Annotated in this window: 25 protein-coding genes; 11 read left to right on the plus strand and 14 right to left on the minus strand. The window is 51.2% G+C overall.

The features are described from left to right. Positions 1-156: 156 nt before the first annotated feature. From ACJ67_RS10585 to ACJ67_RS10600, 4 genes are all read left to right on the plus strand, one after another. Positions 157-2,943 carry an EAL domain-containing protein gene (locus ACJ67_RS10585; RefSeq protein WP_197080603.1) on the plus strand — a complete coding sequence of 929 codons (2,787 nt, stop codon included), beginning with the start codon at positions 157-159 and terminating at the stop codon, positions 2,941-2,943. A gap of 189 nt (positions 2,944-3,132) precedes the next feature. Continuing rightward, entirely contained in the window at positions 3,133-3,831 is a 699-nt protein-coding gene (aat, locus tag ACJ67_RS10590; protein WP_049639046.1) for a leucyl/phenylalanyl-tRNA--protein transferase, read from the plus strand. Continuing rightward, positions 3,818-4,546 carry an arginyltransferase gene (locus tag ACJ67_RS10595; RefSeq protein WP_049639047.1) on the plus strand — a complete coding sequence of 243 codons (729 nt, stop codon included), beginning with the start codon at positions 3,818-3,820 and terminating at the stop codon, positions 4,544-4,546. The genes aat and ACJ67_RS10595 overlap by 14 nt, the downstream gene beginning before the upstream one ends. Before the next feature lie 24 nt (positions 4,547-4,570). After that, entirely contained in the window at positions 4,571-5,065 is a 495-nt protein-coding gene (locus ACJ67_RS10600; RefSeq protein WP_049639888.1) for a hypothetical protein, read from the plus strand. 3 nt (positions 5,066-5,068) lie between these two features. Here ACJ67_RS10600 and ACJ67_RS10605 read toward each other — a convergent pair whose 3' ends face one another. From ACJ67_RS10605 to ribD, 4 genes are all read right to left on the minus strand, one after another. After that, the gene (locus tag ACJ67_RS10605; RefSeq protein ID WP_049639048.1) at positions 5,069-5,707 is read right to left on the minus strand and encodes a class II aldolase/adducin family protein; all 639 of its coding nucleotides are present in this window, start codon (positions 5,705-5,707) and stop codon (positions 5,069-5,071) included. Then, positions 5,704-6,777, minus strand: a complete 1,074-nt coding sequence (gene mtnA, locus ACJ67_RS10610; protein ID WP_049639049.1) for an S-methyl-5-thioribose-1-phosphate isomerase — start codon at positions 6,775-6,777, stop codon at positions 5,704-5,706. The genes ACJ67_RS10605 and mtnA overlap by 4 nt, the downstream gene beginning before the upstream one ends. Positions 6,778-7,048: 271 nt before the next feature. Then, entirely contained in the window at positions 7,049-7,849 is an 801-nt protein-coding gene (locus tag ACJ67_RS10615) for a TatD family hydrolase (protein ID WP_049639050.1), read from the minus strand. A 5-nt stretch (positions 7,850-7,854) separates the two neighbouring features. Then, positions 7,855-8,946, minus strand: a complete 1,092-nt coding sequence (gene ribD / locus ACJ67_RS10620) for a bifunctional diaminohydroxyphosphoribosylaminopyrimidine deaminase/5-amino-6-(5-phosphoribosylamino)uracil reductase RibD (protein WP_049639051.1) — start codon at positions 8,944-8,946, stop codon at positions 7,855-7,857. 163 nt (positions 8,947-9,109) lie between these two features. Between ribD and ACJ67_RS10625 the strand changes: the two genes are divergently transcribed. Beyond that, complete coding sequence (locus tag ACJ67_RS10625) at positions 9,110-11,254, plus strand: RimK family alpha-L-glutamate ligase (protein WP_049639052.1); 2,145 nt, start codon at positions 9,110-9,112, stop codon at positions 11,252-11,254. Beyond that, positions 11,251-12,393 carry a phosphoserine transaminase gene (locus tag ACJ67_RS10630; RefSeq protein ID WP_049639053.1) on the plus strand — a complete coding sequence of 381 codons (1,143 nt, stop codon included), beginning with the start codon at positions 11,251-11,253 and terminating at the stop codon, positions 12,391-12,393. The genes ACJ67_RS10625 and ACJ67_RS10630 overlap by 4 nt, the downstream gene beginning before the upstream one ends. Positions 12,394-12,397: 4 nt before the next feature. On the opposite strand, the gene ACJ67_RS10635 is transcribed toward ACJ67_RS10630, so the two are convergent. The 4 genes from ACJ67_RS10635 to ACJ67_RS10650 all read right to left on the minus strand — a co-directional run bounded on the left by ACJ67_RS10635 (position 12,398) and on the right by ACJ67_RS10650 (position 17,015). Beyond that, positions 12,398-12,775: a hypothetical protein gene (locus tag ACJ67_RS10635; RefSeq protein ID WP_049639054.1), complete on the minus strand. Its 378-nt coding sequence runs from the start codon at positions 12,773-12,775 to the stop codon at positions 12,398-12,400. A gap of 20 nt (positions 12,776-12,795) precedes the next feature. Then, positions 12,796-13,257 (minus strand): transcriptional regulator NrdR, encoded by a 462-nt coding sequence (gene nrdR / locus ACJ67_RS10640; protein WP_018986353.1) that lies wholly within the window; start codon positions 13,255-13,257, stop codon positions 12,796-12,798. Positions 13,258-13,278: 21 nt separating this feature from the next. Further along, complete coding sequence (gene glyA, locus ACJ67_RS10645; protein WP_049639889.1) at positions 13,279-14,526, minus strand: serine hydroxymethyltransferase; 1,248 nt, start codon at positions 14,524-14,526, stop codon at positions 13,279-13,281. 389 nt (positions 14,527-14,915) lie between these two features. Beyond that, complete coding sequence (locus ACJ67_RS10650) at positions 14,916-17,015, minus strand: AsmA family protein (protein WP_049639055.1); 2,100 nt, start codon at positions 17,013-17,015, stop codon at positions 14,916-14,918. 138 nt (positions 17,016-17,153) lie between these two features. Between ACJ67_RS10650 and iscX the strand changes: the two genes are divergently transcribed. From iscX to ACJ67_RS10665, 3 genes are read left to right on the plus strand one after another with little or no spacing between them, the layout of a single operon-like run. Further along, positions 17,154-17,348 carry a Fe-S cluster assembly protein IscX gene (gene iscX, locus ACJ67_RS10655; protein ID WP_018986349.1) on the plus strand — a complete coding sequence of 65 codons (195 nt, stop codon included), beginning with the start codon at positions 17,154-17,156 and terminating at the stop codon, positions 17,346-17,348. After that, positions 17,349-18,752: a phosphomannomutase/phosphoglucomutase gene (locus ACJ67_RS10660; protein ID WP_049639056.1), complete on the plus strand. Its 1,404-nt coding sequence runs from the start codon at positions 17,349-17,351 to the stop codon at positions 18,750-18,752. An 11-nt stretch (positions 18,753-18,763) separates the two neighbouring features. Continuing rightward, positions 18,764-19,276 (plus strand): TIGR02281 family clan AA aspartic protease, encoded by a 513-nt coding sequence (locus tag ACJ67_RS10665; protein WP_049639057.1) that lies wholly within the window; start codon positions 18,764-18,766, stop codon positions 19,274-19,276. Between the two features lie 37 nt (positions 19,277-19,313). Here ACJ67_RS10665 and ACJ67_RS10670 read toward each other — a convergent pair whose 3' ends face one another. The 4 genes from ACJ67_RS10670 to ACJ67_RS10685 form a co-directional block, all read right to left on the minus strand. Next, entirely contained in the window at positions 19,314-19,691 is a 378-nt protein-coding gene (locus tag ACJ67_RS10670) for a putative quinol monooxygenase (protein ID WP_049639058.1), read from the minus strand. Between the two features lie 25 nt (positions 19,692-19,716). Beyond that, positions 19,717-21,270, minus strand: a complete 1,554-nt coding sequence (locus ACJ67_RS10675) for a M48 family metalloprotease (RefSeq protein ID WP_049639890.1) — start codon at positions 21,268-21,270, stop codon at positions 19,717-19,719. Positions 21,271-21,305: 35 nt separating this feature from the next. Then, positions 21,306-22,937, minus strand: a complete 1,632-nt coding sequence (locus ACJ67_RS10680; RefSeq protein ID WP_049639059.1) for an alpha-D-glucose phosphate-specific phosphoglucomutase — start codon at positions 22,935-22,937, stop codon at positions 21,306-21,308. 132 nt (positions 22,938-23,069) lie between these two features. Continuing rightward, positions 23,070-23,726, minus strand: coding sequence for a YoaK family protein (locus ACJ67_RS10685; RefSeq protein ID WP_049639060.1), 657 nt, complete (start codon positions 23,724-23,726; stop codon positions 23,070-23,072). A gap of 196 nt (positions 23,727-23,922) precedes the next feature. Between ACJ67_RS10685 and pqqA (ACJ67_RS14655) the strand changes: the two genes are divergently transcribed. Then, a complete protein-coding gene (gene pqqA, locus ACJ67_RS14655; RefSeq protein ID WP_081624291.1) occupies positions 23,923-23,994 on the plus strand; it encodes a pyrroloquinoline quinone precursor peptide PqqA in 72 nt (23 codons plus the stop codon). A gap of 64 nt (positions 23,995-24,058) precedes the next feature. Here the strand turns inward: pqqA (ACJ67_RS14655) and ACJ67_RS10690 are convergent, their stop codons facing one another. After that, positions 24,059-24,865 carry a sulfite exporter TauE/SafE family protein gene (locus ACJ67_RS10690; protein WP_231587153.1) on the minus strand — a complete coding sequence of 269 codons (807 nt, stop codon included), beginning with the start codon at positions 24,863-24,865 and terminating at the stop codon, positions 24,059-24,061. Positions 24,866-25,105: 240 nt separating this feature from the next. Here ACJ67_RS10690 and ACJ67_RS10695 point away from each other — a divergent pair, with 240 nt between their 5' ends. Next, positions 25,106-25,732 (plus strand): LexA family transcriptional regulator, encoded by a 627-nt coding sequence (locus ACJ67_RS10695; RefSeq protein ID WP_049639062.1) that lies wholly within the window; start codon positions 25,106-25,108, stop codon positions 25,730-25,732. A gap of 71 nt (positions 25,733-25,803) precedes the next feature. Here ACJ67_RS10695 and pqqA (ACJ67_RS15190) read toward each other — a convergent pair whose 3' ends face one another. After that, on the minus strand, positions 25,804-25,875 hold the full coding sequence (gene pqqA / locus ACJ67_RS15190; protein ID WP_081624291.1) for a pyrroloquinoline quinone precursor peptide PqqA: 72 nt from the start codon (positions 25,873-25,875) through the stop codon (positions 25,804-25,806). Positions 25,876-25,914 lie beyond the last annotated feature (39 nt).

Genomic DNA, 25,914 nt, shown 5'->3' on the forward strand with positions numbered 1-25,914 from the left:
GTTAGGCCGGATGTCTTATATAAGTCGAGGGTCATTAAAAAATACTTACATATTGCCTGCACACCCTTATTTCCGATTGCAGCCAGCGTCAAAGCCCTGTATAACCTTACAGGTATCAAGGGGATATTTTTTATATAATAATTACATATTTTAACAATGAAGCATTACGCGTTATTCAAGAAAATCTTGTTGCCACTGGCAGCGTTCGGCCTGATCACTGGCCTCCTTTCATTTGCCTATATTTTCAATCACCACCTGAATGATATTGAAAGCAAAGCGCATGAAGAAACACAAAAACTCGCCAACCTCTTAATCACCGCCAGAACACTGGTCAGTGAGCATGTGCTTTCGAGCATGGCCTTACTCAAACAGTATGCCTCAGTGGAAGGTGCCCCCAACATCCAAGGGGTCACAGACATGCTGGGCACGACAGTACCCAATTTGCGTTTTGGTGATATTGAACAGACTGGCCGAACGATTCTGGTGGATTCTGTGACCCGCATTGGTAGCGGCACAGCCACCATCTTTGTCAAACGCGGCCGGCAGTTTTTACGCATAGCCACTAACGTCAAAAAAGCCGATGGCAGCAATGCTTTCGGAACGGAGTTGAGCCCGTCTGGCAGGGCCATTGAGAGCCTGCTTAACGACCAAACCTATTACGGCGTGGTAGATATTCTTGGGGAAGCCTACCTCTCGCGCTACGAGCCTATGCACGACGAAAAAGGCAAACTCATTGGCGCCTGGTATGTGGGCTATAAGCTGGATTTTAATGCGCTTGACCAAGCAATCCGCCAATGGGGATTTATGGAAAAAGGGTTTGTCGCCATTACAGATGGTCGCGGTAAAATCCGCTTCCTCACGGAAGGGATCACGCCATCGCAAGCAATATCGGCGCTGGAGGACAAACAGCATCAGTGGAAACGAATCAGTAAGGACGTGCCGGAATGGGATTTCCAGATCAATATCCTGTATCCGGTCAATGAGGCTTACTGGTCGGCCCTGGGTGCAGTGTCACCGGTCATGATCATTGCCTTCAGCCTAACGCTGGTGGTGCTCATCGTGGTGGTTAGTGGGCTGCGGCGCTTTGTCTTGAATCCATTGGGGGGCGACCCCGACACTGCCAAACAGCTGTTGATGCGGATAGAACGCGGTGATTTTGAGGAAGATCATACGACTGCCGCCCCGGACACATTGATTGCCAACATGTTAAAAATGCGCCAGCGCCTGCGCGAAATGGTGAGCCAGATCCAGGCCAGCGCCAACCGGCTACAAGTGTCTGCCAGCGTGTTTGAGCACGCGCATGATGCCATCTTCATTACAGATCACCATGGCCTGATTGTGCAATGCAATCCGTCCTTCAGCGTGGTCACCGGCTACTCTTCGGCAGAAGCGATTGGCGAATTGCCCGCAGCACTGGGTATCGCCTGCCAGCTGCCTGACTTTTTTCAATCGCTTTATACAGGCGAACAGGCTTTCAAAACATGGAAAGGTGAAGTATGGAACCGCCATCGTCTGGGGCATGATTACCTGGTGGAACTGGAACTGTCACCCGTACTTAACCAGGCGGGGGAGTTTCAGCATTATGTGGGCTTATTTTCCGACATTACACATGCCAAAGAGCAGCAGAACATGCTCGAGCATCTGGCGTACCATGATGTATTAACACAATTACCAAACCGCGTGCTGTTTTCCAGTCGCTTGCAACAGGCCTTACTGGAAGCCGAACGCCAGCAATCCCTGGTGGCCATTTGTTACATAGACCTGGACGACTTCAAGATTGTAAATGACCAATATGGCCATGAATATGGAGACAAGTTACTCATGCAACTGGCGACCAGGCTGACAGGGATACTTAAGCCACAAGATACCTTGGCCAGGCTGGGAGGAGATGAGTTTGCGATGCTGCTCTGTGGCGGTCGCACACAAGCTGAATATACACGTTTACTTAAAAAACTGCTGTCTGCCATTGAAAAACCCTTTACGGTGGATAAATTCAAATTCTCGATTTCGGCCAGCATCGGCTATACCCTCTATCCGACGGACCACAATCCCCCAGACACCTTGCTGCGACATGCCGATCATGCCATGTACCATGCAAAGACCCATGGCGGGCACCAGTACCAGCTGTTTGACCTGGCTTCAGCACAGCAGTCCCAGCAACAGCAACTGCTACTGCGAGATTTACTCAACGCTATTCAGAACAACCACATCAAACTGGTCTACCAGCCACAGGTTTGCATGCGGTCTGGCAAGTTGTTCTGTTTTGAAGCGTTGCTGCGCTGGCAGCACCCGGTGCGTGGCCTGCTCTTCCCCAAGGACTTTCTAGATGCCGTGGAACATACAACCATGATTATTGATATTGGCAACTGGGTGATTGAAGAGAGTCTGCGCCAACTCACCGAGTGGCAAGACCAGGGCCTGCATACGCAAGTATCGGTGAACATTGCCGCACAGCATTTGATGCATAAACAATTTCCGGACCACCTGGCCGCTTTATTTAAAAAGTATGCCCGGATCACTCCACAGCAATTGCACATCGAGATTACCGAAAGTGCCGCAATCAGTGACTTTTCCCGTGTGAACCGTGTCATCCAGCAATGTCAGTCGTTGGGCGTAGCGTTCTCAATCGACGACTTTGGTTCGGGCTATTCTTCATTGATTTACTTGCGTCGCCTGCCGGTCAATATCATCAAGATAGACCAGTCATTTGTGCATAATATGCTCAGCAACCAGGAGGATATGGCGGTGATCCGGGGTGTCATTACCCTAAGCCGTGAATTTGGCCGTAAAGTCATTGCAGAAGGCGTAGAACAAGCCGAGCAGGCTCGCATTCTGGCAGGACTGGGATGCGATTATGCGCAAGGGTATGGCATCGCGCGTGGCATGCCTGGTCACAAGGTTATAGAATGGGCAGGTAAGCACGACCCTTACGAATTTAGCTGACGGGCACTTCTATAAATTCAACTTCCGTTACCATACTGCGTTGATCATAAAAAATTTCTCCTTAAATATAAACTATATGCGGCGTCAAATGGGGTATGCAGGCAATGCGTGAAACGCATGCTCGCAAAATTTTTCAATCGCGCCTTGTCTGGCTTAGCAATTTGAATTTATAGGAGCGCCCTGACGTTTATGCACGAACACTACTACCCCCTGCCAGGAGGGCCAGTCCTTATTCTGGGCAGAGAAACGCCTTTTCCGCCCTTGCAGCAAGCCCTGACCGACCCCAATGGCTTGATTGCAATCGGTGGCGATTTACAGCCGGAAAGGCTGATCGCTGCCTATAAACAGGGTATATTCCCGTGGTTCAGCCCAGAAGAGCCCATCCTCTGGTGGAGCCCTGACCCGCGCATGGTCCTGTTTCCAGAATCCCTCAACATCAACCGTTCATTACGCAAAGTCATCCAACAGCGTCCATTCGACATCCGTTTCAATACCGACTTCAAACAAGTGATGCAGGCTTGCGCACAAACACCCCGTCCAGGTCAGCCGGGCACTTGGATTTCAGACGACATGGTAGAGGCCTACCATCAGCTACACCTCATGGGTTATGCCCATAGCGTGGAGGCCTGGCAACAGGGCCAACTGGTTGGCGGCTGTTATGGGGTCAAAATTGGCCGCATGTTTTATGGTGAAAGCATGTTTCATCATGTCAGCAACGCCTCCAAAGTAGCGTTTGCCCATCTGGTGCAATGGTTAAACGCACAACAAGTCGGTATGATAGATTGTCAGATGCATACACCGCTACTGGCGGGTTTTGGTGCATATGAAATACCGAGAGACCGATTTATCGCACAATTGAACGAGCTAGTGCAATATGACGCTACCTAATGATGCCCCGCTGCAAAAGCTGCAGTTTTATGTCACCACAGCCTATCCATGTGGTTACCTGCCCAAGAAACTGGCACAAAGCCTGATTGCCACACCGCAGAACCTGGTGGATGACACCGTTTATAGCGGATTGATTCAACAGGGCTTCAGACGGAGCGGCAAGTTTGCTTACCGCCCCCATTGCGAGCATTGCAATGCCTGCATTTCCGTACGCCTGCCCGTGAATGAGTTCCAGGCCACGCGCAGCCAACTGCGTGCGTTTAAAAAACACGCAGACCTTCAAGTCTCTATTGTCGAAGCGAATTATCACGAAGAGCATTTTGCCTTATATCAGGCCTACCAGGCACAACGTCACCATCAGGGGCCTGATCATTCTGCAGAGCTGGAAGATGAAGCTGCACAGTATCAACAGTTCTTGTGCCAGAGCAATGTGGATAGCCTGATGGTGGAGTTTCGTGATGCGCAACAGACCCTCAAAATGGTGAGTGTCATCGACGTTGTCCTTGATGGTTTGTCTGCGGTATATACATTTTATGATGCTAACGATAAAGCCAGCTATGGCACCTATAGCATATTGTGGCAAATCGAGTGGGCCAAACAACTCAACCTGCCTTATTTATATTTAGGCTATTGGATCGCCGACAGCCAGAAAATGACCTACAAACAGCAGTTCCAGCCGCAAGAAAAACTGGTGGATGGTGAGTGGATTCGTTAGGCCTGGATCTTGTAACAGATGCAGATGACACAAACAGTCCAGTCCCTCGCCAAACAGTTTTGCATGGGTTCGTATGTCAACGCGGTGGATGCCCCGCTCTGGCGCGAAACGTTCAACTATCTGTCTCAACTCAAAGATGATTCCGCTTTTCAGAAAGCGAAAATAGCCACGTTGTGGATGCAGTACGGCGGTGACTTGCGTGCAAAAATCCGGGACGACGATTTGATACTGGCGGTACTCAGAAAGGCCTTGCCGGGTTACAACGGGGAAGGATTAAACTTGTATCGCGGCGAATGCTGGTTTTTATTTGACCAGCACCAGATCGGTTTCTGCTGGACACCTTCGCAAACGTTTGCCACCAGTTATGCCAAAGGCCTCAATGCGGTCGACTCCGGTGGTGTTTTGCTCAGGTGTTACGCCCCTACCGAAGCGATTCTGGCCATGGAAAATAATGTCTTCGTCTGTGATACTAGCCGCTTGTTGCGCCTGACCACACTGGAACTCTTTCCAAAGCTATAACTGCTATTTACCCCACTGACCATAACCGGTGAACTGGGCATGTACCTCGCGCATCTGTTCAGACGTCAGCAGTTTGACCTCACCCAACTTCAATAGCCGCCAATACTGCTCACACAGGTTCTCAACTTCCACCGCAATCGCCAGCGCTTGTGGCAGAGTCTTACCCACCGCAATCATGCCGTGGTGCGCCAACAGGCAAGCCTTACGATCTTGCAAGGCAGCAACGGCACTGTCGGACAAGGCCTGTGTCCCGAACAAGGCATAGGGGGCACAACGGATATCATCGCCGCCGACTGTTGCAATCATGTAATGAAAAGGTGGCACGTTGCGCCCCATGCAAGCGATGGTGGTAGAGAACATGCTGTGGCTATGGACAACGGCGCCCATTTCTGGCCTGGCCAGCAAAATATCGCGGTGAAAACGCCATTCACTGGAAGGTTTCTTACCAGCTTCCGGCCTACCCTCCCAGTCCATGTACACCATACTGTTTGCGGTCAACTGCTCAACCGGGACCCCAGAGGGAGTGACCAGGAAACCATCGTCCAAGCGGATACTTGCATTCCCGGAGGTGCCTTTATTGAGCCCAGCCTCTGCCATCTTTTGTACGGCTAGCAGCAACTGCTCAGCAGGGGTGGGTGTCATGTGGAAGGCTCCAAGGTGGTTAATTGGTTTGGAGAAAATACCCCCCGCTCGGTAATTATGCCTGTCACCAGCCTGGCCGGTGTCACGTCAAACGCAGGATTCAGCGCCTGACTTTCATGTGGAATCACACGCACCTGTTGCAACCGCCCATCCTTTCCCTGGCCTTGCATATAAGCCACTTCATCGGCATCACGCATTTCAATGTCGATATCCGCTCCGCGGGCCAGTTGCCAGTCTATGGTGGGTGTAGGCACCGCCGCATAAAAAGGGATGTCCTGGTCAAAGGCTGCCAGGGCCTTCAAATAGGTACCAATCTTGTTGCAGACATCCCCGTGCCGTGACACCCGGTCTGCACCCACAATCACCATATCGACTTGCCCATGCTGCATCAGATGCCCACCCGCATTGTCTGCAATCACTGTATGCGGCACGCCATGCTGCGCCAGTTCCCAGGCGGTCAGGCTGGCACCCTGGTTGCGCGGGCGTGTTTCGTCTACCCATACATGCACCTTCAGGCCGGCATCATGCGCAGCGTAAATCGGCGCCAGCGCTGTTCCGCCATCCACCGTCGCCAGCCACCCAGCGTTGCAATGGGTCAGGATATTCACTACCTGCTGAGGATTAATACCCGCTTTTGATTCAATCAACATTTTGCCATGCTGGCCAATCGCCAGGTTCTGCGCCACATCTTCATCAGCGATTTCTGCAGCCATCTGCCAGGCATGTGCTGCGCGTGCCGACACTGGTAAAGCCTGCAATTGTTGCTGCATACGTGTAGCCGCCCATGCCAGGTTAACGGCAGTCGGCCTGGTCGCAATCAATTCTTTCACAACAGCATTTAATTGCTGGTCTGTGGCAACAGCCTGTATCCCTAGTGCAACACCGTATGCAGCTGTGGCTCCTATCAGTGGCGCGCCGCGCACTTGCATGCTGCGGATGGCATGGCAAATTTCCGGCAGGGTCGTCACGGTGACGGTCACAAATTCAAAAGGCAGGCGTGTTTGGTCTATGAGGCAGACAGCATTGGCTTCCTGCCAAATTGTACGAAAATGTTGTTCATGAATACGCATGTAATGATGCCTGACGATGGAGAATCAATTGTTGTAAAGTTTGTAAAACCGCTTGCTTTTTTTGTAGGACAAACACTGTAAATTTCAATCCACAAAATCTGTGGATAACTTTGTGGATTGCTGTGTCTTAAAAACGTAACTTACCAATTTAAAAGGACTTTTTCCAAAAGTTCATTTTTTAATCTATTTTTTTATTCAATAAAATCAATGACTTAAAACTCACCACTATAATTGAAACACTTTCGTCACATTCTTAAAGTGTCACTTTAAGTCATGTGCATAAATGCGCTAATTTTGGCAAAACTTGCATAGAATTTTTACCTGTGATTTCAATGAGTTGCGAAATTTCCAAGCCACGAATTAGGGCCATTTCCTCTGCTATTCTTTTTAATTGTCCAGGCGTATTCCGTCCGTGATGGCCCACCCAAACCGGGGGAATATCGGGCGCATCCGTCTCTAAAACCAGGACTTCCACGGGGAGCTCAGCAGCCAGCTTGCGGATTTTCAGTGCGCGTGGCCAGGTCATGGCACCGCCAAATCCAAGCTTGAATCCAAGTTCACTGAATATCGTTGCCTGTTGCAGGCTGCCATTGAATGCATGCGCAATACCACCATCTAGATGATATTTGCGCAAGTATTTAAGCACGCTATCCACAGCCGCACGCACATGTAAAATGACCGGCAGACCAAACTGCTTGGCGATCTGTAACTGCCCTTCAAACAGGGCAAGCTGCTTGGCTTCGTTGTCGCGCGTGACATAAAAATCCAGGCCGATTTCCCCGATTGCCAGGAGTTGCCGTCCTTGTGGGCCTGCCAACACTGCTGCCACCGTGTCTTGCATCTGCTGCAAGGCGTCATCTGCCGCCTGGTCGACAAACAGAGGATGCCAGCCCAGGGCAAAGCCAGTTTGTGGATGCTGTGAGCACCAATCCATTACCGGTTGGAACGTGGATTGCATGACAGCCGGAATCACCAGCGCACGCACGCCTTGCGCTTGCGCCTCTCGCCACACTTGGTCACGATCGGCATCAAACTCGCTGGCATCTAGATGGCAATGGGTATCAATCAGCATACATATCAGGGTTCAAGTTTGGCCTGCACACGAATATCCTGGCCAAACTGGCGAATATCAAGAATATGCAGGGGATGTGCGTCCGTCATATGAGCCATCTCTGGCAGGGCAAACATGCCGCGCGCAGTACTGCCCATCAGTTTGGGGGCGTAATATAACAATAGTTCATCCACCAGGCCAACTTGCAGGAAGGCACCATTCAGGGTTGCACCCGCTTCTATCAGCACCTCATTGCAGGGTAGCGCAGTGAGCGCCTGCATTAATGCGGCGATATCCACCTGTCCTTGTGCATTGGGAATATGCAGCGTGCGTATCCCCATGACCTGCAACACCTCCAACTTGGACGCGTCGCCTTGTGCGTAAGCAATCATGGCCTGGCCATGCTCTAACACTTTTGCATCAACAGGGATACGCAGCTGGCTATCTACAATCACTCGCAAAGGTTGTCTGGTTGTCGGGACATCCCTGACCGTCAGTGCGGAGTTATCCTGAAGAATACTCCCTATGCCCGTCACGATGACACAACTCTGTGCACGCCAGTGATGTACATCCTTACGCGCATCTGCTGAAGTGATCCACTGGCTGACACCATTCAATAACGCTGTGCGGCCATCCAGGCTGGCAGCCACCTTGAGCCTAACATATGGCCGCTGCTGGGTCATGCGAAGTATAAAACCCGGGTTGAGTGCCCTCGCCTGTGCTTCGCATACCCCCACCGTCACCGCGATGTTTTGTGCCCGCAAGCGTTCAATGCCCTTGCCCGAAACCAGCGGGTTAGGATCTTGCATCGCCACGACAACGCGGTTGACGCCTGCTTTCACCAAGGCATCGGCACAGGGTGGCGTGCGTCCAAAATGACTGCACGGCTCCAGCGTGACATAGGCTGTCGCGTCACACGCCAAGTCACCTGCCGCTTGCAGGGCATGCACCTCCGCGTGCGGTTCACCCGCCTTGAGGTGGGCACCTTCGCCTAACACCTGGCCATGTTTGACAATAACGCAGCCAACCCGCGGGTTAGGCGTCGTGGTATACAGCCCTCGCGCTGCCAGACGCAGCGCACGCGTCATCCATTCAATATCTTGTGTAGTTTGAGACATAGCTTGCCATGATACAAAAAAATACCGCGTTTACGGTTTTTTTGTGCACCAGGCCTCATGACTGAAATCGCAACATCACTCGCATCACGAACTGCCGAATACGGGGGGGTTTGCATGTTTCTTTCATGCAAGCACGCACGCGTAATGACGCTACACTCAAAGTATGATTTATATTGCCGATCCCAACCCTTGGCTGGCCCTGTACGCACAACCGCTGCATACACGCACTGCCCCCCCTACCGCAGACTTGCAGTCGTTTTTATCGACTTATGGCCGCTCGCAGCAGCAGACATGCACTCTCACCCGAATAAGCCCTGAAATAGGATCAGATTTAACAGAAGCGTTGGCAACTCTGCCAGAAAGCCTCCTGAATACCCTCAACAAATCTGTACTGGGGATTTTCTTTGCTGATGGCCTGGGGGCTTCCGGCCTGACCGATATGGTCGCGCTGGGTGATGGCAGCAACAATATCGGATTTATCATCGTGCTGGATACTCAAGCATTTGCGCACGCTTCGGCAAATGCCTGGGCCAGCTGGAAAGAAAATTCGGCGTTTACGGCGGATGAAGAGGTGCAGATTCAGGTGTGCATTGCTAATGAAGACAGCGACCATCGCGTGCAAGCCTTGCGCTTCCTGTTGCTGCACGAATTTGGCCATGTCCTCGCTACCATGACAGACATTTGCCCCAAAGAGTGGAGCTTTCCCCTGCAAAAACTGGCCGGTCACTTCAGCAAACATAGCTGGCAAACGAGTGGTACTAAAGCGATTCGACCAGAACAGAACTTCCCCCACCGTGAAAAAATCTCGTTTTACCGCCAGCCAGCACTGCAGGCCAGCCAGGCACTAGACCTTTACCGTGATCTGGCAAGAACCGCTTTCCCCACCTTATATGCCAGCATGGATGTACAGGAAGATTTCGCCGAGTGCTTTGCCACTTACGTGCATACACAATTGCTGGGCCAACCCTATCGCGTGCAGGTAAAGGTCGGCGATGCTCTGGTATTTACCAGCGATGACTTCTGGGCATCGTCGCGTGCCAGTGAAAAGCGGCGATACTTTCATCACTTATTGCAGTCACTGGAACACAATAATGCCAGGCATACCTTCCAGGGTCTTGCGCCTTTCCTGCGCATGAACCTTAATGGCGCTGACTTGCGGTCCCATGCACAATCGTTGCTGGTACAAGCTAATCAAGACCAGGAGAATGCCATCTTATGGATGAACCTGGCGACAGTATTTTTATGCCTCAAAATGCGAGACATGGGATTAGCCATCCAAGAGCAGGCGTTAGCGTTACAGCGTCTGTACGTTCGCCCGGCAAACTGCAGGCGACCAAAGTTCCGCCTGCTGATGATTATGACTGCAGGGGATCTGTCAGAAAACACCCCGATTGATTGCCTACTGGAAAACAGCCCGGTAGAGTTGCTTTATTACTATGCGACGGTAGCGCAACCTTTACCATCCCCATTGCCAGAGCATGATGCTGTGATGGTAGGCTTGTCTGACAGCGAGGCTAACCGGGCGCTATTGTTAGCCGTACAGGCCAGCCTGTCAGGTCACGCAAAGCCGGTCATCAACCCACCGCACCTGCTGCCCAACGTTAACCGTGATCAATTAAGCGCGCTCCTGCAAGACATCCCTGGACTGGAAATGCCACGCACACATAAACTGTCGCGTAGCCAGGTAGTGACTCGTTTAAGCCTGCAAAACCAGGGTAAACAAACCGCCCCTGAGGCAATGCCTGGTTTTCCATTGATTATCCGACCCGTTGGCTCCCAAGCAGGTAACAATCTGGCCAGAATCACCTCTGCGAATGAACTAGCGGACTATTTAAAAGAGGTGACAAGCCCCGATTTCTTTGTGTCCCGTTTTGTGGATTACAGCAGCCACGATGGACAATTTCGCAAATACAGAATTGCCATGCTGCGCGGCGAACCCTTTATTTGCCATATGGCGATTTCGAGTGACTGGATGGTGCACTACGTGAACGCTGGCATGTATGAGTCCGCCGAGAAACGCGAAGAAGAAGGCCTGTTCATGCAAAACTTCAACCGCTTTGCGACTCGCCATCAGGCTGCGTTGGAGGCCATTTATGCGCGTCTACAACTTGATTATCTCTGCATTGATTGCGCCGAAACCTCCGATGGCAAACTGCTGGTGTTTGAGATAGACCATATCATGGCCGTGCACGCCATGGACTCGGCCAGCCTGTTCCCGTTTAAGGCGGGGCAGATCGCCAAACTACAGCACGCTTTCGAGCAGTATTTATATACATTACAGACGCAACCATTACTGGAGAGCGCATGATGAAACTGAATGCCAATCAACTGAATTTTTCTGGTGGTCCAGGTGCATTGCCAGAAAGTGTATTGCAGCAACTCCAGACAGCCATGCTCTGTGTACCAGAAGTTGGCTTGTCTATTCTTGGCATCAGCCATCGTTCGCAATGGTTTGCACAAGTAGTGCAAGAGCTTGAGGATAATATCCGCCAGTTGATGGGCCTGCCTGACTCTACGCGCGTGCTCATGATGCAAGGTGGCGCCACGCAACAGTTCTCCATGTTGCCCATGAACCTGTTACGCGATGGGCAATCTGCCGACTATATCCACAGCGGCTACTGGAGTGGCAAAGCCATTCACGAAGCTGAAAAGTCCGGCAAACTTCAACTGGCCTGGAGCGGCAAGGCCGACCAGTTTAGCCGTTTGCCGAGTGATGCGGAGCTGCAACTGTCAAAAGACGCTGCCTATTTTCACTACATTTCAAACGAAACCGTAGAAGGCCTGCAGTTTCACCGTGTGCCTGGCCGGGACGATGTCCCGCGTATCTGTGACATGTCCTCCGACCTGCTGTCTGCACCGGGGGAATTCAACCGCTATGCAATGATCTATGCCCATGCCCAGAAAAACATAGGCCCCGCAGGCGTGACACTTGTCATTTTGCGTGATGATTTTATGCAGACCCTGCCCAAGGATTTACCTGGCTTTATCAACTACCATGCTCAGGCGGATGCGCACTCTATTTACAACACGCCGCCTGTGTTTGCCATTTACAGTGTATTGCTGGTGACGCGCTGGCTACTTAATGACATCGGCGGCTTGCACAATATTGCCAAACATAACGAGCTGAAAGCAGCTTGTTTGTACCAGGTGCTGGATGACCATGCCGATTTCTACCGCGGCCGTGCCGCTATCGCTGACCGCTCCAACATGAATGTGGTATTTAATTTACCTAACGCAGAGATAGAACAGGCATTTTTACTGGCTGCCCAACAGGCAGGCTTTTCAGGCCTGAATGGTCACCGCAGCATCGGCGGCATACGAGCCTCGATTTATAATGGGTTGGAAATTGCTGCCGCTGATCAACTGGCAGACTTTATGCAGACGTTCTATAAACGCTATAAAACCTCTACGCCGCAAACCGCAGGATTTTCCCCGGCCTACGCATAAGGCATTAGTGCGAGGAAATCTGGCTATGGGTTAAGCGCCCATCCGCGTCAAAATAAATACGCAACGCATGGTAAACATGCATACATTTGCCGAGGTCATATTCCAGTGCGTTGGCATCTTCCAGACTGGGACGGCCTAGCAGGGCCATGACAGCCTCTTTTTTGGCGCCGCGGATCAAGATGTGATTTTTGAGATCATAAGCCATGTCACCCCGGCGGCAATCTTTTTGTACACTACTTGAAAGTTCCATCCAGCGTGTCTGGTCAAATTTCTCACTGCCAAAGACCGCTTCGTCCTTGAATGCCCACCAGGTAAAAAAGACGATGGTGAGGATCACCGTGAATACCGCCAGTACAATTGCAGACACCTTGATCAGTTTCATGCACGTTGCCTTTCAGAGGATTAGTCGCTATCGGTCACATCCAGGTCACGGATGGCGTTATGGAAATCATCCACATCCGAAAAGCTGCGGTACACCGATGCAAAGCGGATATAAGCGACCTGGTCCATCTGCTTGAGTTCCTGCATCACGGTTTCACCCAATAGCCGCGCAGGCACCTCTCGCACACCAAGGCCCAGTACTTTTTGAATAATACGGTCCATGGCTTTGTCCACATACTCGGTAGGCACCGGGCGCTTGTGCAAGGCACGCGTAAATGACACCCGCAATTTTTCGCGTTTGAATTCTTCACGCGTACCGTTTTGTTTGACCACTTGCGGCAGGTGCAACTCGGCCGTTTCATAAGTCGTAAAACGCTTGTCGCACACCTGGCAACGTCTACGCCTGCGGATAGAGTTCCCCTCCTCATTGAGGCGGGAATCTACCACTTGCGTATCGTCAGCACCGCAAAACGGACATTTCATGGCTGGAAATAACCAGAGAAATTATTTACCGTAAACAGGGAATTTATCAGTCAAGGCGTGTACCTTGGCTTTCACCGCAGCAATCACTTCCGCACTTTCCGGATTATCCAGCACGTCGGCAATCAGGTTGGCCACTTGCTCTGCTTCCGCTTCTTTGAAGCCACGTGTGGTGATCGCTGGTGAACCAATACGGATACCGGAAGTCACGAATGGACTTTCAGGATCGTTAGGGATCGCATTCTTGTTGACGGTGATATGTGCCTGGCCCAGGTAGGCATCGGCTGCTTTACCGGTCAGGCCTTTCGGACGCAGGTCTACCAGGAATACGTGAGATTCTGTACGGCCAGAAATGATACGCAAACCGCGTGCTGCTAATGTAGACGCCATGACGCTGGCGTTTTTAAGTACCTGCTCCTGATAGGTCTTGAACTCAGGTTGGGCAGCTTCCAGGAAAGCAGTCGCTTTACCTGCAATCACGTGCATCAAAGGGCCGCCTTGCAAGCTTGGGAACACATTGGAGTTGAGTGATTTCTCGAACTCCGCTTTAGCCATAATGATACCGCCACGTGGACCACGCAAAGTTTTGTGCGTGGTCGAAGTCACAAAGTCAGCATGCGGCACCGGGTTAGGATACACGCCCCCTGCGATCAGGCCTGAATAGTGCGCCATGTCGACCATAAAGTAGGCACCTACTTTTTTGGCGATTTCTGCCATGCGCGCCCAGTCAAAACGCAAGGCGTAGGCAGACGCACCGCCTATCAGCAATTTTGGTTTGCATTCAACGGCAATACGCTCCATCTCGTCGTAGTCGATTTCTTCTTTGTCGTTTAAGCCGTAAGGCACGATATTGAACAACTTACCGGACAGATTTGCAGGTGAACCATGCGTCAAATGGCCGCCGTGACCCAAGTTCATGCCCATCACGGTGTCACCTGGTTTCAGGATAGAGAAATAAACCGCCTGGTTAGCCTGTGAACCGGAGTGTGGTTGTACGTTGGCATACTCAGCACCATACAACGCCTTCAAGCGGTCAATTGCCAATTGTTCAACCTGGTCAACAAACTCGCAACCGCCATAGAAACGCTTGCCTGGGTAGCCTTCAGCATACTTGTTAGTGAGTTGCGAGCCCTGGGCTTCCATCACCGCAGGACTGGTGTAGTTTTCCGAAGCAATCAGCTCAATATGCTGATGCTGACGCTCTACTTCAGAAGAAATCATTTGGGCCAATGCTGGGTCTGCAACGCTTAAGTTTCTTGAAAAGCTAAACATGACGATCAAGTTTCCGTATTCACAAAAATAAAGCGTGATTTTACCATGAGGCGACCCTTGCATGCATCTTTAGCATGGCTCCTCGCCAGACAGCAAGCTTGCTATCCCCGCAGAATTTGCTTCCCTAGGTGACGATGGCGTGCGCTGGCATTGCCCGCACCGCACCAATTCGGTGCACTTAATTCAGCAGTTGATGACTGTAAATATACTGATCAATATGGAAAAATTATTTATGTACATGATTTTTATAGCATTATTAAACCTGGCATGGCTTATGCTTAGTAATAACCGTAAGCGTATATCTCCAAAATCGCTCCCTAAACCCAACTTCGGTTGGGTTCTTTTTTGCCTCACTGCACTTTAGGACTGCTGTGCATAGGAATGTTGACCTAGGGCTGTTTGCCCTCAGTATTTTTTGTTTGCGGACTTTTACTCTGTCGCGATTTTAATTGTTGCAAGGTTTGCTGGCATCCATCATCGGCAGCCGCATCGGCCTGACTACCTGGATCCAGGAAAGGCACAATCGCCGCAAAGGGGTTGATGAGCGCCAGCAACAAACCACCAGCTACACGTGCAGCAATTGGGCCAGGACTTAATGACACCTGCGGATCGACAAATGGACCAGTGACAAGAATCGGGGAGCGCACGGTAAACGGTGAAAAGTTTTTTGGGTTAGCCTGCAATTTAAGATTTAACTGTTCTTCCCCCAGGTTCACCTGCCCCAGCACATTCACTGTGGTGACCGGGGTATCAATCAAGGCGGCTTCAGGCGTTAGCACACCTTGCTTGGCACGCCAGCCCATGGCCGCACATTGCATAGGTAACGGCTGGTCCCCTTTGATCAGCACACCCACGGCCTGCGCGATATCCAGGCCCGCCGCTTCCACGACCAAGTGCGAAATTTCGCCCTGGCGTATCATCAGCGCCACTTGTCCATCCAGCGACTTAAGCAAGGCCGCCGTGGATCGGCCCTGGCCCTGCAGTTTCGCCTTACCGGTTAACCGGCCAGAAATATAAGGTGGTTCTGCATTGGCTACTTGCTTATTTTGCTGCTGCCCTGCCTGAGACTTATCTGGTGGATTTTGCTGCACCTGATTTTTCTGTACTTTCAGCCACTGCTCCAGCCGGATATCGCGCACGGCCAATTGAATCTCCCAATCAGGTGCAGGGGGCGGGGAAATATCTGTATTTTGGGAGTCATGTGCATCAATGCTCAGTGCGCCTGACAGGCTGCCTTGTGCCGTATTGGCCTCAAGGTCAGCCAGGCTGAGTTTGTGTTTATTGAGCGTCAGATGCAATTTAAGCGGCGAAATCTTCTGCCTGAAGGCACTGCCTAAATCGACCGCATCCAGGTGCACATCAATATCGGCATTCATACGTCCATAAGTGGCAAAATCGAGCGACTCATCGGGAAATAGCTTGCCTGGATGTGTATTGGTTGCGTTGTCTTGAGTCGCCCCAAAGGCGGGTGCCAGATCAGCCAGCATTAATAATGCACCTTGCAACTTGCCACTTAGCATGGGAATTTCGGGCGTCAGGTCATAAACAAACTCGCCCGATAGGCGGCTACGTCCTATTTTTGCTGAAGGGATATTCACTTTCCATTGACTGGTCCCTTTTTCCACCTCGGCTGCCACTTTAAAGGCAGAAGTCCGTGGAAAAGTCAGGTCCAACAAGTCACCGACATCTGCCAATGAAGGCCCGGTGACATCGACCTTACCTTTGACGCGCTGCTCACCAAATAAATCATAGACCGATCCACGAAACTGTGCCTTCACAGCCCCATATTTGAGCCAGCCCTGGGAATTAATCGGTTGGGAGTCCTTGCCCTGCGTCGCCACCGGCAAAAACCCTTGGGTGACCAGCTCCCCTTGTAATGGCAACCGACGGAACTTACCATTCACTTTCACCCTGGACTCAGGACTTGCCAAGTGCTCGCCTTCTTCGGTAAAAAATTTCACCGCCAATTGTGCATGCGTAATGGCATCATCTACTTTGGCTTGTCCCTGATTGACAGCAAGCTGTTCAATCACCGGGAAAGGCCTTGGCGGGCTGGTATCATCCAGCTCAAAATCCCAGCTGGCATGGCGGTCAGTATGACGAAGCAGATAGGCGTTGAGTTGATCGGCGCGAATCGCCTGGATGCGGTAAGGATCGCCCTCTTTCAACGACCACAAATGTCGATACCGGAGCTGTAAATCCAGCCCTCGTGCATCGACAAAATAAGGCGCGTCAAATCCTTCAGGCGCAGAGATATTTAATCCACCGACCTGCAGGCGAATGCCACCTAGCAGCTGTAAGTGGAACGGCCGTTCAATTTCCACAGACCGATGTAATTTATTTTGTAGGAATTGTTGCAAAGGTTGGCGCAAAAAAGGCCACCCAGCCATTTCACAGCCTATGACGGCCAACACCAACACCAGTAAACTCGCCATGACCCATCTGGTGACTTTGCTGGATTTTGTTTTTGTTATCTCAGTATCACTCATCTTCGCTATGATGCCCAGACAATGACCTACTGAACAGTCCCGCTTGTCTGACAAAAGTGTAGGCGGATTCTGTCAAATTCGGTAAGCGCTGTCAGTTATAATATCAACCATCTCGCCTTGAAAAATGGAGTAATGACAATGAAATGGACCGATAGCCAGCGGATTGCTGAAGAACTTTATGATAAATTTCCCGACGTAGATCCCAAAACTATCCGTTTCACTGACCTGATGCAGTGGGTCATAGAATTGGAAGACTTTGACGATGAGCCTTCCCGTTGCGGTGAAAAAATCCTCGAAGCCATACAGCTGGCCTGGATTGAAGAAGCGGAATAAATGCAGTTTCTGCCAGCGTCCATTTTCAAGGCTTATGATATCCGCGGCATTGTGGATGACACATTGACTGTGGAGATTGTCAAACAGATAGGTCTGGCACTGGGCTCGCTGGCAGAAGAGCGTGGCCAGCATCAAATCTGTGTCGGCTATGATGGCCGTTTGTCCAGCCCAACCCTGGCAGCCGCCCTTAGCGAAGGCATCCTGGAGGCCGGGATGGATGTAATTCATTTAGGCATGGTCACCACGCCCATGCTCTATTTCGCAACGCACTACCTGGCCCAGACCAGCAGTGGCGTCATGATTACCGGCAGCCATAATCCGCCTCAGTATAATGGCCTGAAAATGGTGATTTCTGGTGAAACCTTGAGCAGCGACGCCATTCAGGCCATCAAGCAACGCATTATCCAACAACAGTTGGACCAACCAGATCAGTCGGGTTCTGAATCCCACTATGATATTCAACCGGCCTACCAAGAAGCCATCGTTTCCGACATCCAGCTTGCCAGGCCCATCCGGGTCGCCATTGATTGCGGGAACGGTGTCGCAGGGGCTTATGCACCTGCGTTATTTCAAGCATTAGGTTGTGAGGTTGACCTTTTGTTTTGTGAGGTGGATGGCCGTTTCCCTAACCACCATCCTGACCCGGTCGAAGCCAAGAACCTGCAAGATCTCATCCACTGTCTGCGCACAGGCGAGGCCGAAATCGGGCTGGCGTTTGATGGCGATGGTGACCGCCTGGGGGTGGTCACTAAAAGTGGACAGATCATTCGCAGCGACCGCCAACTGATGCTGTTTGTAGAAGACGTCCTGACACAGCAACCAGGCAGCCACGTGGTTTTCGATGTGAAATCCACGCGCCACTTATCAACCTACATACGCGAATACGGCGGCAAACCAGTGATCTGGAAAACCGGCCACTCACTCATGAAAGCCAAAATCAAGGAAACCGGTGCCGCCATTGGCGGTGAGCTCTCCGGACATTTGTTTTTCAATGATGCTAAAGAAGGTAAACCGCGCTGGTTTGGCTTTGATGACGGGCTTTATAGCGCAGCACGCTTGCTGGAAATTGTCAGCCGCAGCCCGAATGCCAGCGCCGTACTCGAAGCCCTGCCAGATAGTTTGAACACGCCAGAATTGCAAATTGCCATGCAGGAGGGCGAACCTCACGCGCTCATTGCAGCACTGCAACAATCTGCCCGTTTCCCGGATGCCATTGAAGTCATCACCATTGATGGCTTACGTGTGGAATATGCAGATGGCTTTGGCTTGATCCGCGCATCCAACACCACGCCCGTCCTGACCTTAAGGTTTGAAGCAGATGACACCACGGCGTTAACACGCATTCAGCAAGCATTCAAACAAGTGCTTAGCAGTGCCAGACCAGACTTGAAAATTCCTTTTTAAGCCTCCATTGAATGAGCATGCTTAAAGCAACTCATCAAAAATACTCGCGTGGGCGCGGCCTGCTTTTTACAATGATCTGGCTGGGCCTTGCCGCCCTGGTCTGGCTACTCATAGAACGTGTACAACATCCTAATACACTAGAGCAGATCGGGCAGCAGAAAGTCGTTAGCCTCAAGCGCGGCCCCGATGGTCACTACAGTGCCGAAGCCCTGATTAATGGAGAACGCGTACGTGTACTTGTGGATACCGGTGCCACTGGTGTCGCCATTTCTCAGCATGTCGCCAACCGTTTAGGGCTGGTCAGCCATGAGGCCATCAATACGCATACCGCCAATGGCACTGCTGTGTCGTATCTGGTACGGCTGAAAACCGTTCAACTTGGTGGTGTCGTAGCCCATGATGTCGCTGCGACAATTTCACCGGGGCTGGAAGGCGATGCGCTACTCGGCATGAGTTTTTTGGGCCGGATGGATGTCCGGTTACATCGGGGAGTGATGACGATTAGTGACGGAGAGACCAAGTAACGAGTTGAGGTATTCAATCCGCCTGTGTAAAAGTCATTCAGTAGTCATCCATGGCTTTTCGATATCCAAACTCCAGCACAAAATATTGGGGATTCAACCCTGCCAGCGGCTCTTTCAGTTTTGCTAACTCAGCTTCCTGGCCATGCACTTCAATTCGCACCAGTCTGGACACCTCACCCATTTCATGCAAAATCGGACGCAGATTGTTAATATGCGCAATTAAGGCATCTGCATCTACAAAGCCTTCACGGCAATGTGCGAGGTCGCCATCAAAGCTGAAGCCGTAATACAAACAGCCTGGCTCGCGGGATGACCACTCAACGTATTTCTCGCAAATGGCGCGAAATACGGCGGCTTTACCGGGGTTAATTTGAAAGTAAGGAGAAACGGAACAGCAGGTGTCTTGAGTCGCCATGAGAGGTCTATTGGTATTGATAAATTTAATTGGCCAGTTCGGCACCCTCTACCACCACACGGAAAAACTGCAATGCGGCCTGATCCTGAATGCGGATGCCAGTGGCGACTGAGCCACGCTTGCCCGGCGCAATCCCGCCAGTAATCAGCATGGGACGTGTCTGGTTGACCAGACGGCCACGGCTATCATATTGCAGCATACGCACTTGAACGCGACCTACAGGCACACTGCTGTTATTTTGCACTGCGGCATAAACCATACCGCTGTCGTCTGCCAATGGGCCAGAGGGCAAATAACGTGCGGGATTACGTGGCAAGTCGATACGCATGGCGCGAGCCGCAGCTTCCTTACCAATTTCAGAGCCGGAACTGGCGGCCAACTGGTAATGTTGCAACGCCAGTGAAGTTTCACCGCGGCCTTCGGCAATCTGGCCAAGCAAAGCATAGCCTGGCGCCGTTGGCAGCAAGGCGTTGGCTTTCTTTAAAAACGGTTCAGCCTGTTCTTTTTTGCCGTCATTAAACAAGGCAATCCCGCTTTGCACATAAGGCTTGAAGTAATCTGGCTGCATTTGGATCGCCTTGTCATAAAACGCTAAGGCTTCAGTGGTGTTTTTCTTGGTTAAAGCAATATCACCTAATAGTTCCTGGAAGCGTGCCTCACGCGGCTCAATGCTGATGGCTTTTTTAGCCAATGTCTTGGCCTTTTCAGTATCGCCTTTTTGTAGCGCTTCCTTGCCTTCATCATAGGCTTTATAGGCCTCGCGCGTGGCCATCAGTTTGGCGACTTTTTGTGCATAGATCTCTTTACCCATCTCACCGCCAGCACCTAACTCGGCCAGCGTTTTTTCGTTGAGATCTACCCGCTCTTGCGAAGGTGGATGACTGGCAAACAAGCCGGACAGAAAGTCCTGTCGCTTGCCTTGACTCAGCCTGACAAAGGTCTCTTGCAGCGTCACAGCCGCAGTAAGGTCATAACCGGCCAGTTTCATATATTTCATGCCATAGTGATCCGCTTCAGACTCGGCATCACGGCCATACTTGCTGGTAATCAACTGACCGCCCAACTGCGCACCACCGACCACCAGATTGGCATAGTTAGAGTCACGTGTCGCCAGGCCAACTGCCAGCATCGCCCCCTGCATAAATATGCCGCGCTCCATGCCTTTGGCACCGTGACGGGCGGCAGCGTGCACAATTTCATGGCTTAGCACCGCGGCCAACTCGGCCTCGCTATGCAGCTCATATAACAAGCCGCGGTTAAATGCGATTTTTCCACCAGGCATGGCCCAGGCATTGGGCACAGAGTCATTGAGCACCACAAACTCATATGGTAAATCGGGCCGGTCAGACACCGCTGCCAGCTTCTGGCCGACTTGTTGCACATAGCGGGTGAGTTCAGGGTCCAGCGTATAGTCACCGCCTTGCGACTGACGCGCCGGGCTGTAGTTTTGCTGGCCGATCTGCACTTCCTTGTCTTGCGAGACAAACTGGAACTCACGCTCCTTGGTCACCGGATTGATACCACAGGCCAACAACCCTGCGGACAGTAGCACCGGGCAAAGAATTGTTTTTTTGATCATCGTCATTCAGCCGTTTCCCCAGGCAGCCACGCTGATTAAGTAATCACCGTAGGTTGCTGCCTGCCAGTGAGTTGTGGCAGTTGAGAAATCTGATGCGAGACGGCAATCAACTCGGCCAACGCCTCCTGTGCATCTAGTTGCTGCTGGGCTGCGTCTTCAGTGAACGCTTCGAGATAGACACGGATAGTCGCCCCCTCAGTGCCCGTACCAGACAAACGGATGACCACACGCGAGCCGCAGGCAAACAGAATACGCCAACCCTGGTTGTTGCTGACCGAGCCATCAACGGGGTCGATATAGCTAAAGTCATCCACCGTCTGGACGGTATAACGGCCAAATACCTGGCCCGGCAAAGTGAGAAATTGGGCCTTGATGTGGGTGATCACGGCATTGGCCTGCTCGGTAGGCACGCCTTCGTAATCATGGCGGGAATACACATTGCGGCCATAGGTTTGCCAATGCTTGCGCACCAGAGACTCCACACTTTCATTAGTCGCCGCTAGCAGATTCAACCAGCACAACACTGCCCATAAACCATCTTTTTCGCGCACGTGATCACTACCGGTACCAAAGCTTTCTTCACCGCATAAGGTGACACGCCCCGCATCCATCAAGTTGCCAAAAAACTTCCAGCCGGTGGGCGTTTCATAGCAATCAATGCCCAGCTTGGCGGCAACGCGATCCACTGCACCGCTAGTCGGCATGGAGCGGGCTACGCCAGACAAACCCTTTGCATACGCCGGAATCAACTTGGCATTGGCCGCAATCAGCGCCAGGCTGTCCGAGGGGGTGACAAAAAAATGATTGCCCAGGATCATATTTCGGTCACCATCGCCATCTGAGGCAGCTGAAAAATCCGGGGCTTGCGGGCCATAAGCAATCTTGACCAAATCTTCAGCATAAGTCAGGTTGGGGTCAGGATGGCCGCCGCCAAAGTTCTCTGACACTTCGCAATTCATCAAACTGTTGGCCGGTGCCCCCAAACGGTTGCCAAAAATCTCTTTGGCATAAGGGCCGGTCACAGCATGCATGGCATCAAACTGCAATCGATGTCCGGCCGCCAGCCAGCGCTTGATGGCGGCAAAATCAAACATGCTTTCCATCAGGTCAGCGTAATCGCTGACCGAATCAATCACCTCGACTTCAAACCCATCCAGGGTGGTGATGCCTATGCTCGACAAATCAACCTCGGGTAAATCGGCCAGCTTGTATTGGGTGATCTGCTTGCTGTTGGCAAAAATGGCATCGGTGATTTTCTCTGGTGCCGGGCCACCATTGCTGGTGTTGTATTTAATGCCAAAGTCATCATCAGGGCCTGCCGGGTTGTGGCTGGCAGAAAGGATAATGCCGCCAAAAGTCTGGTATTTGCGGATGATATTCGACGCGGCCGGGGTAGACAGAATACCGTTTTGTCCAACCAGCACCTTGGCAAAGCCGTTGGCTGCTGCCATTTTGATAATGACCTGGATCGCTTCCTTGTTATAGAAACGGCCATCGCCACCAAGCGTTAAGGTCGCATTGGACGGAATCTCCAGCGTATCAAAAATACTCTGCACAAAATTTTGCAGATAATGCGGCTCTTGAAACACCCGCACTTTCTTACGCAAGCCCGAGGTGCCGGGTTTTTGGTCAGAAAAAGGTTGGGTTGGGATAATTTGAATCGTCATGGCCTGGTTTCTGAAATAGATTAAAGTTTCTGAAATGTTAAAAAATCTAAGACTGATTGTATTACAAATTGATGACAGTTTTTTGTCTGCTCGCCAGGGAGAGACTGACTTTTAATGGATCAACAGTGAGGATCAGTGACAACGGCTAAGGCCGTAGTAACTCACAGAGAGTGCAGCCACATGCACTGCCGGCAACAGCAAGGCGTTAAAGTGCCAATGCAGATATCCCCACGCACCCAGCACCCCGCCACAAATAAAGCCAGCTATCAGCAGGGTATACAGTAGCAGGCGCCGCCTATCTACCGCCTGTCCACGCAAACGCAGGCCGAGCGCAATGCCAATATCGGTAAATAGCCCTGACACATGCGTGGTGCGCACCACCGCGCCGCTAAAGGTACTGGTCATGGCATTTTGCAGGCCGCAAGCGGCTGAGGCCAGCCACTGCCCACTTTGCCAGCCATGATTCAGCAACCAGACAGAGGCGGCCAATAAACCAGCCTCTAGCCATAACGCCACATGGTAGCGACGGCCAATTCTGAGTGCTTCATTTCCTATCAGCACACCGCTCAAGATGGCCCCCAGCACAAAAAACAGGATCACCCACAATAGATGCAACACTTGCCATGCATCCTGATTCACCAACTCAATGGAGAAATAAGTGGAGATGCCGGTCAGGTGCGATACTGCCTGATGGCGAAAGCCCAGTACGCCAACAGCATTAATATAGCCAGCGTTCATGGCCAGTAAAAAACCGCCCCACTCCACCCAGCGGGGCAAGCGCTGCATCATGTCACACCCTTATTGTTGTGATGATTCTTGACTACCATTCTACGCTGCCGGCTAAGGACTTCAACTCAAACTACGTAAAATCATGAGCCGTTTTTACGTGATCGCCTCAGGGCACTTTTGAAACACATGCGTATAGTAGGAGTCATACAAGTACATCAGCACGATGTACTACTTAACAACCAAAAGGAGACTTACCATGTGGACTAAACCAGCTGCTACTGAAATGCGTTTTGGCTTTGAAGTGACTATGTACGTCATGAACAAATAATCGGCCAACGCTGATTAAGAAAACCCGCCGAGAGGCGGGTTTTTTATTGCCGGTTATTTGCAGGTCAGGCCAGCTGTGACCAAAACAGGTTGAGGCTGACGGCAATCAGGAAAATAGCAAAAATGCGTTTTAATACCTTCACCGGTAAACGCTTGGTCAATGCCACGCCGGCCGGGGCAAACAATACACTCAGCGGCGTAATCAGCATCACGGCTGGCAAATAGATCAGCCCAAAGGTGTCGGGCGCATGCGTAGCTTGACGGATGGCATCTTGCAAATAACTTACCGTACTCGCCAACGCGATGGGAAAACCTAAGACTGCAGAAGTACCAATTGCCTGTTTGACCGACACATTCCGCATGGCTAGATAAGGTACCGTCAAGGTGCCACCGCCAATCGACACCAGCGCAGAAATCACACCAATCAACAGGGATACCAGGCTTATTTCAATCTTGCCCGGTACTTTATGCTGGATAGGTTTGCGGTCGCGGAATAATTGAGTCGCTGCAAAAAAAGTAAACACGGCAAAAAACAGCGTCAAATAAAAAGCATCCAGATGAATCGCCACCAATGTTGCAATCAGTGAGCCCAAAAACGCCATGGGCACCATGGCCCAGACATATGGCCAAACGATATTCTGGTTTTTATGATGCGCTAAAATACTCGACAGTGAAGTAAACACAATACAGGCCATTGAAGTGGCCAGCGCCATATGAAAAGCCACATCAGCTGAAAATCCTTTAGCAACCAATATGGCATGCAGCATGGGCACCAATACAATCCCGCCTCCGATCCCCAGCAAACCGGACAGCACGCCAACAAGCATCCCTATCAGGCAAAACAACGCATATTGCTCAAAAAATAGTGACATCCAGTTCATCGTCAGTCAATGATTCAAAGCGCAACAGTATAACGGTTAGCCTGAATGCTGGTTAGAAAAACACATGCAGCAACCGACCTCCCCTTGGAAACAAGGGCACCTCCAAAAATTCAAATTGCGCCTTGTCCGGCTGAGCAATGTGCATTTTTAGAGACGCCCATAAAAGTTTAATTTTAAGTAAATACCAACATAATGACTTATGCACGATTGATTATTTGTTACAATTAATCAATGAGCGATGAGACTAAAAAGATAAAAGGCGGTAAACGGCCAGGTGCTGGGCGCAAGCCGGGCTCTACCACCAGCCTGGAAAAGACTATTGTTGTGCGTATTCCGGTGAGCCAGAAACCGGTGGTCAGCGATCTCATGGCAGCTTACGCCAAAAAGCGACAAGCCAGTCAGTTAAAGCAAAACCTGGATCAAGTGTCTAACTTCGCTCTGCCTGCAGCAGATCTGCAAGAAGTCAGTGTGCCGATGTTCCAATCCAAAGTGCCGGCAGGTTTTCCATCACCAGCAGATGACCATATCGAAGACCGTCTGGACCCGAATGCCTACTTGATTGATCAGGTGGATACCACTTTTTTTGTCACGATCCAGGGGGAGTCCATGATTGAAGCTGGTTTGATACCAGGAGACAAAGCGGTCGTGGATAGAGGCAAGCAAGCTGTTGTAGGTGATATTGTACTTGCCATGATAGATGGCGAATTCACCATCAAAATCTTGGCAAAACAAAAAAATGGCAACCCTAAGCTGTTACCCGCCAATGCATCTGGCAAATACAGCCCTATCCTGATCGAGCCGCCCATGCAGTTTGAAGTGTGGGGCGTGGTGACTGGTTCGTTCAGGCGGTTCAGGTAGACAATCATGGCGCTGATGGCAATAAAAAACCCGGCATGGATTCATACCGGGTTTCTGGGTACTCAGATGAATTATTTGTTCATCACGTACATGGTTACTTCAAAGCCGAAACGCATTTCGGTAGCAGCTGGTTTAGTCCACATAATGATCTCCTTTTTTATTTCCCGAACCGACCCCATGTC

Origin of the sequence: Methylophilus sp. TWE2, from assembly GCF_001183865.1 — a bacterium.
Classification (GTDB): Bacteria; Pseudomonadota; Gammaproteobacteria; order Burkholderiales; family Methylophilaceae; genus Methylophilus.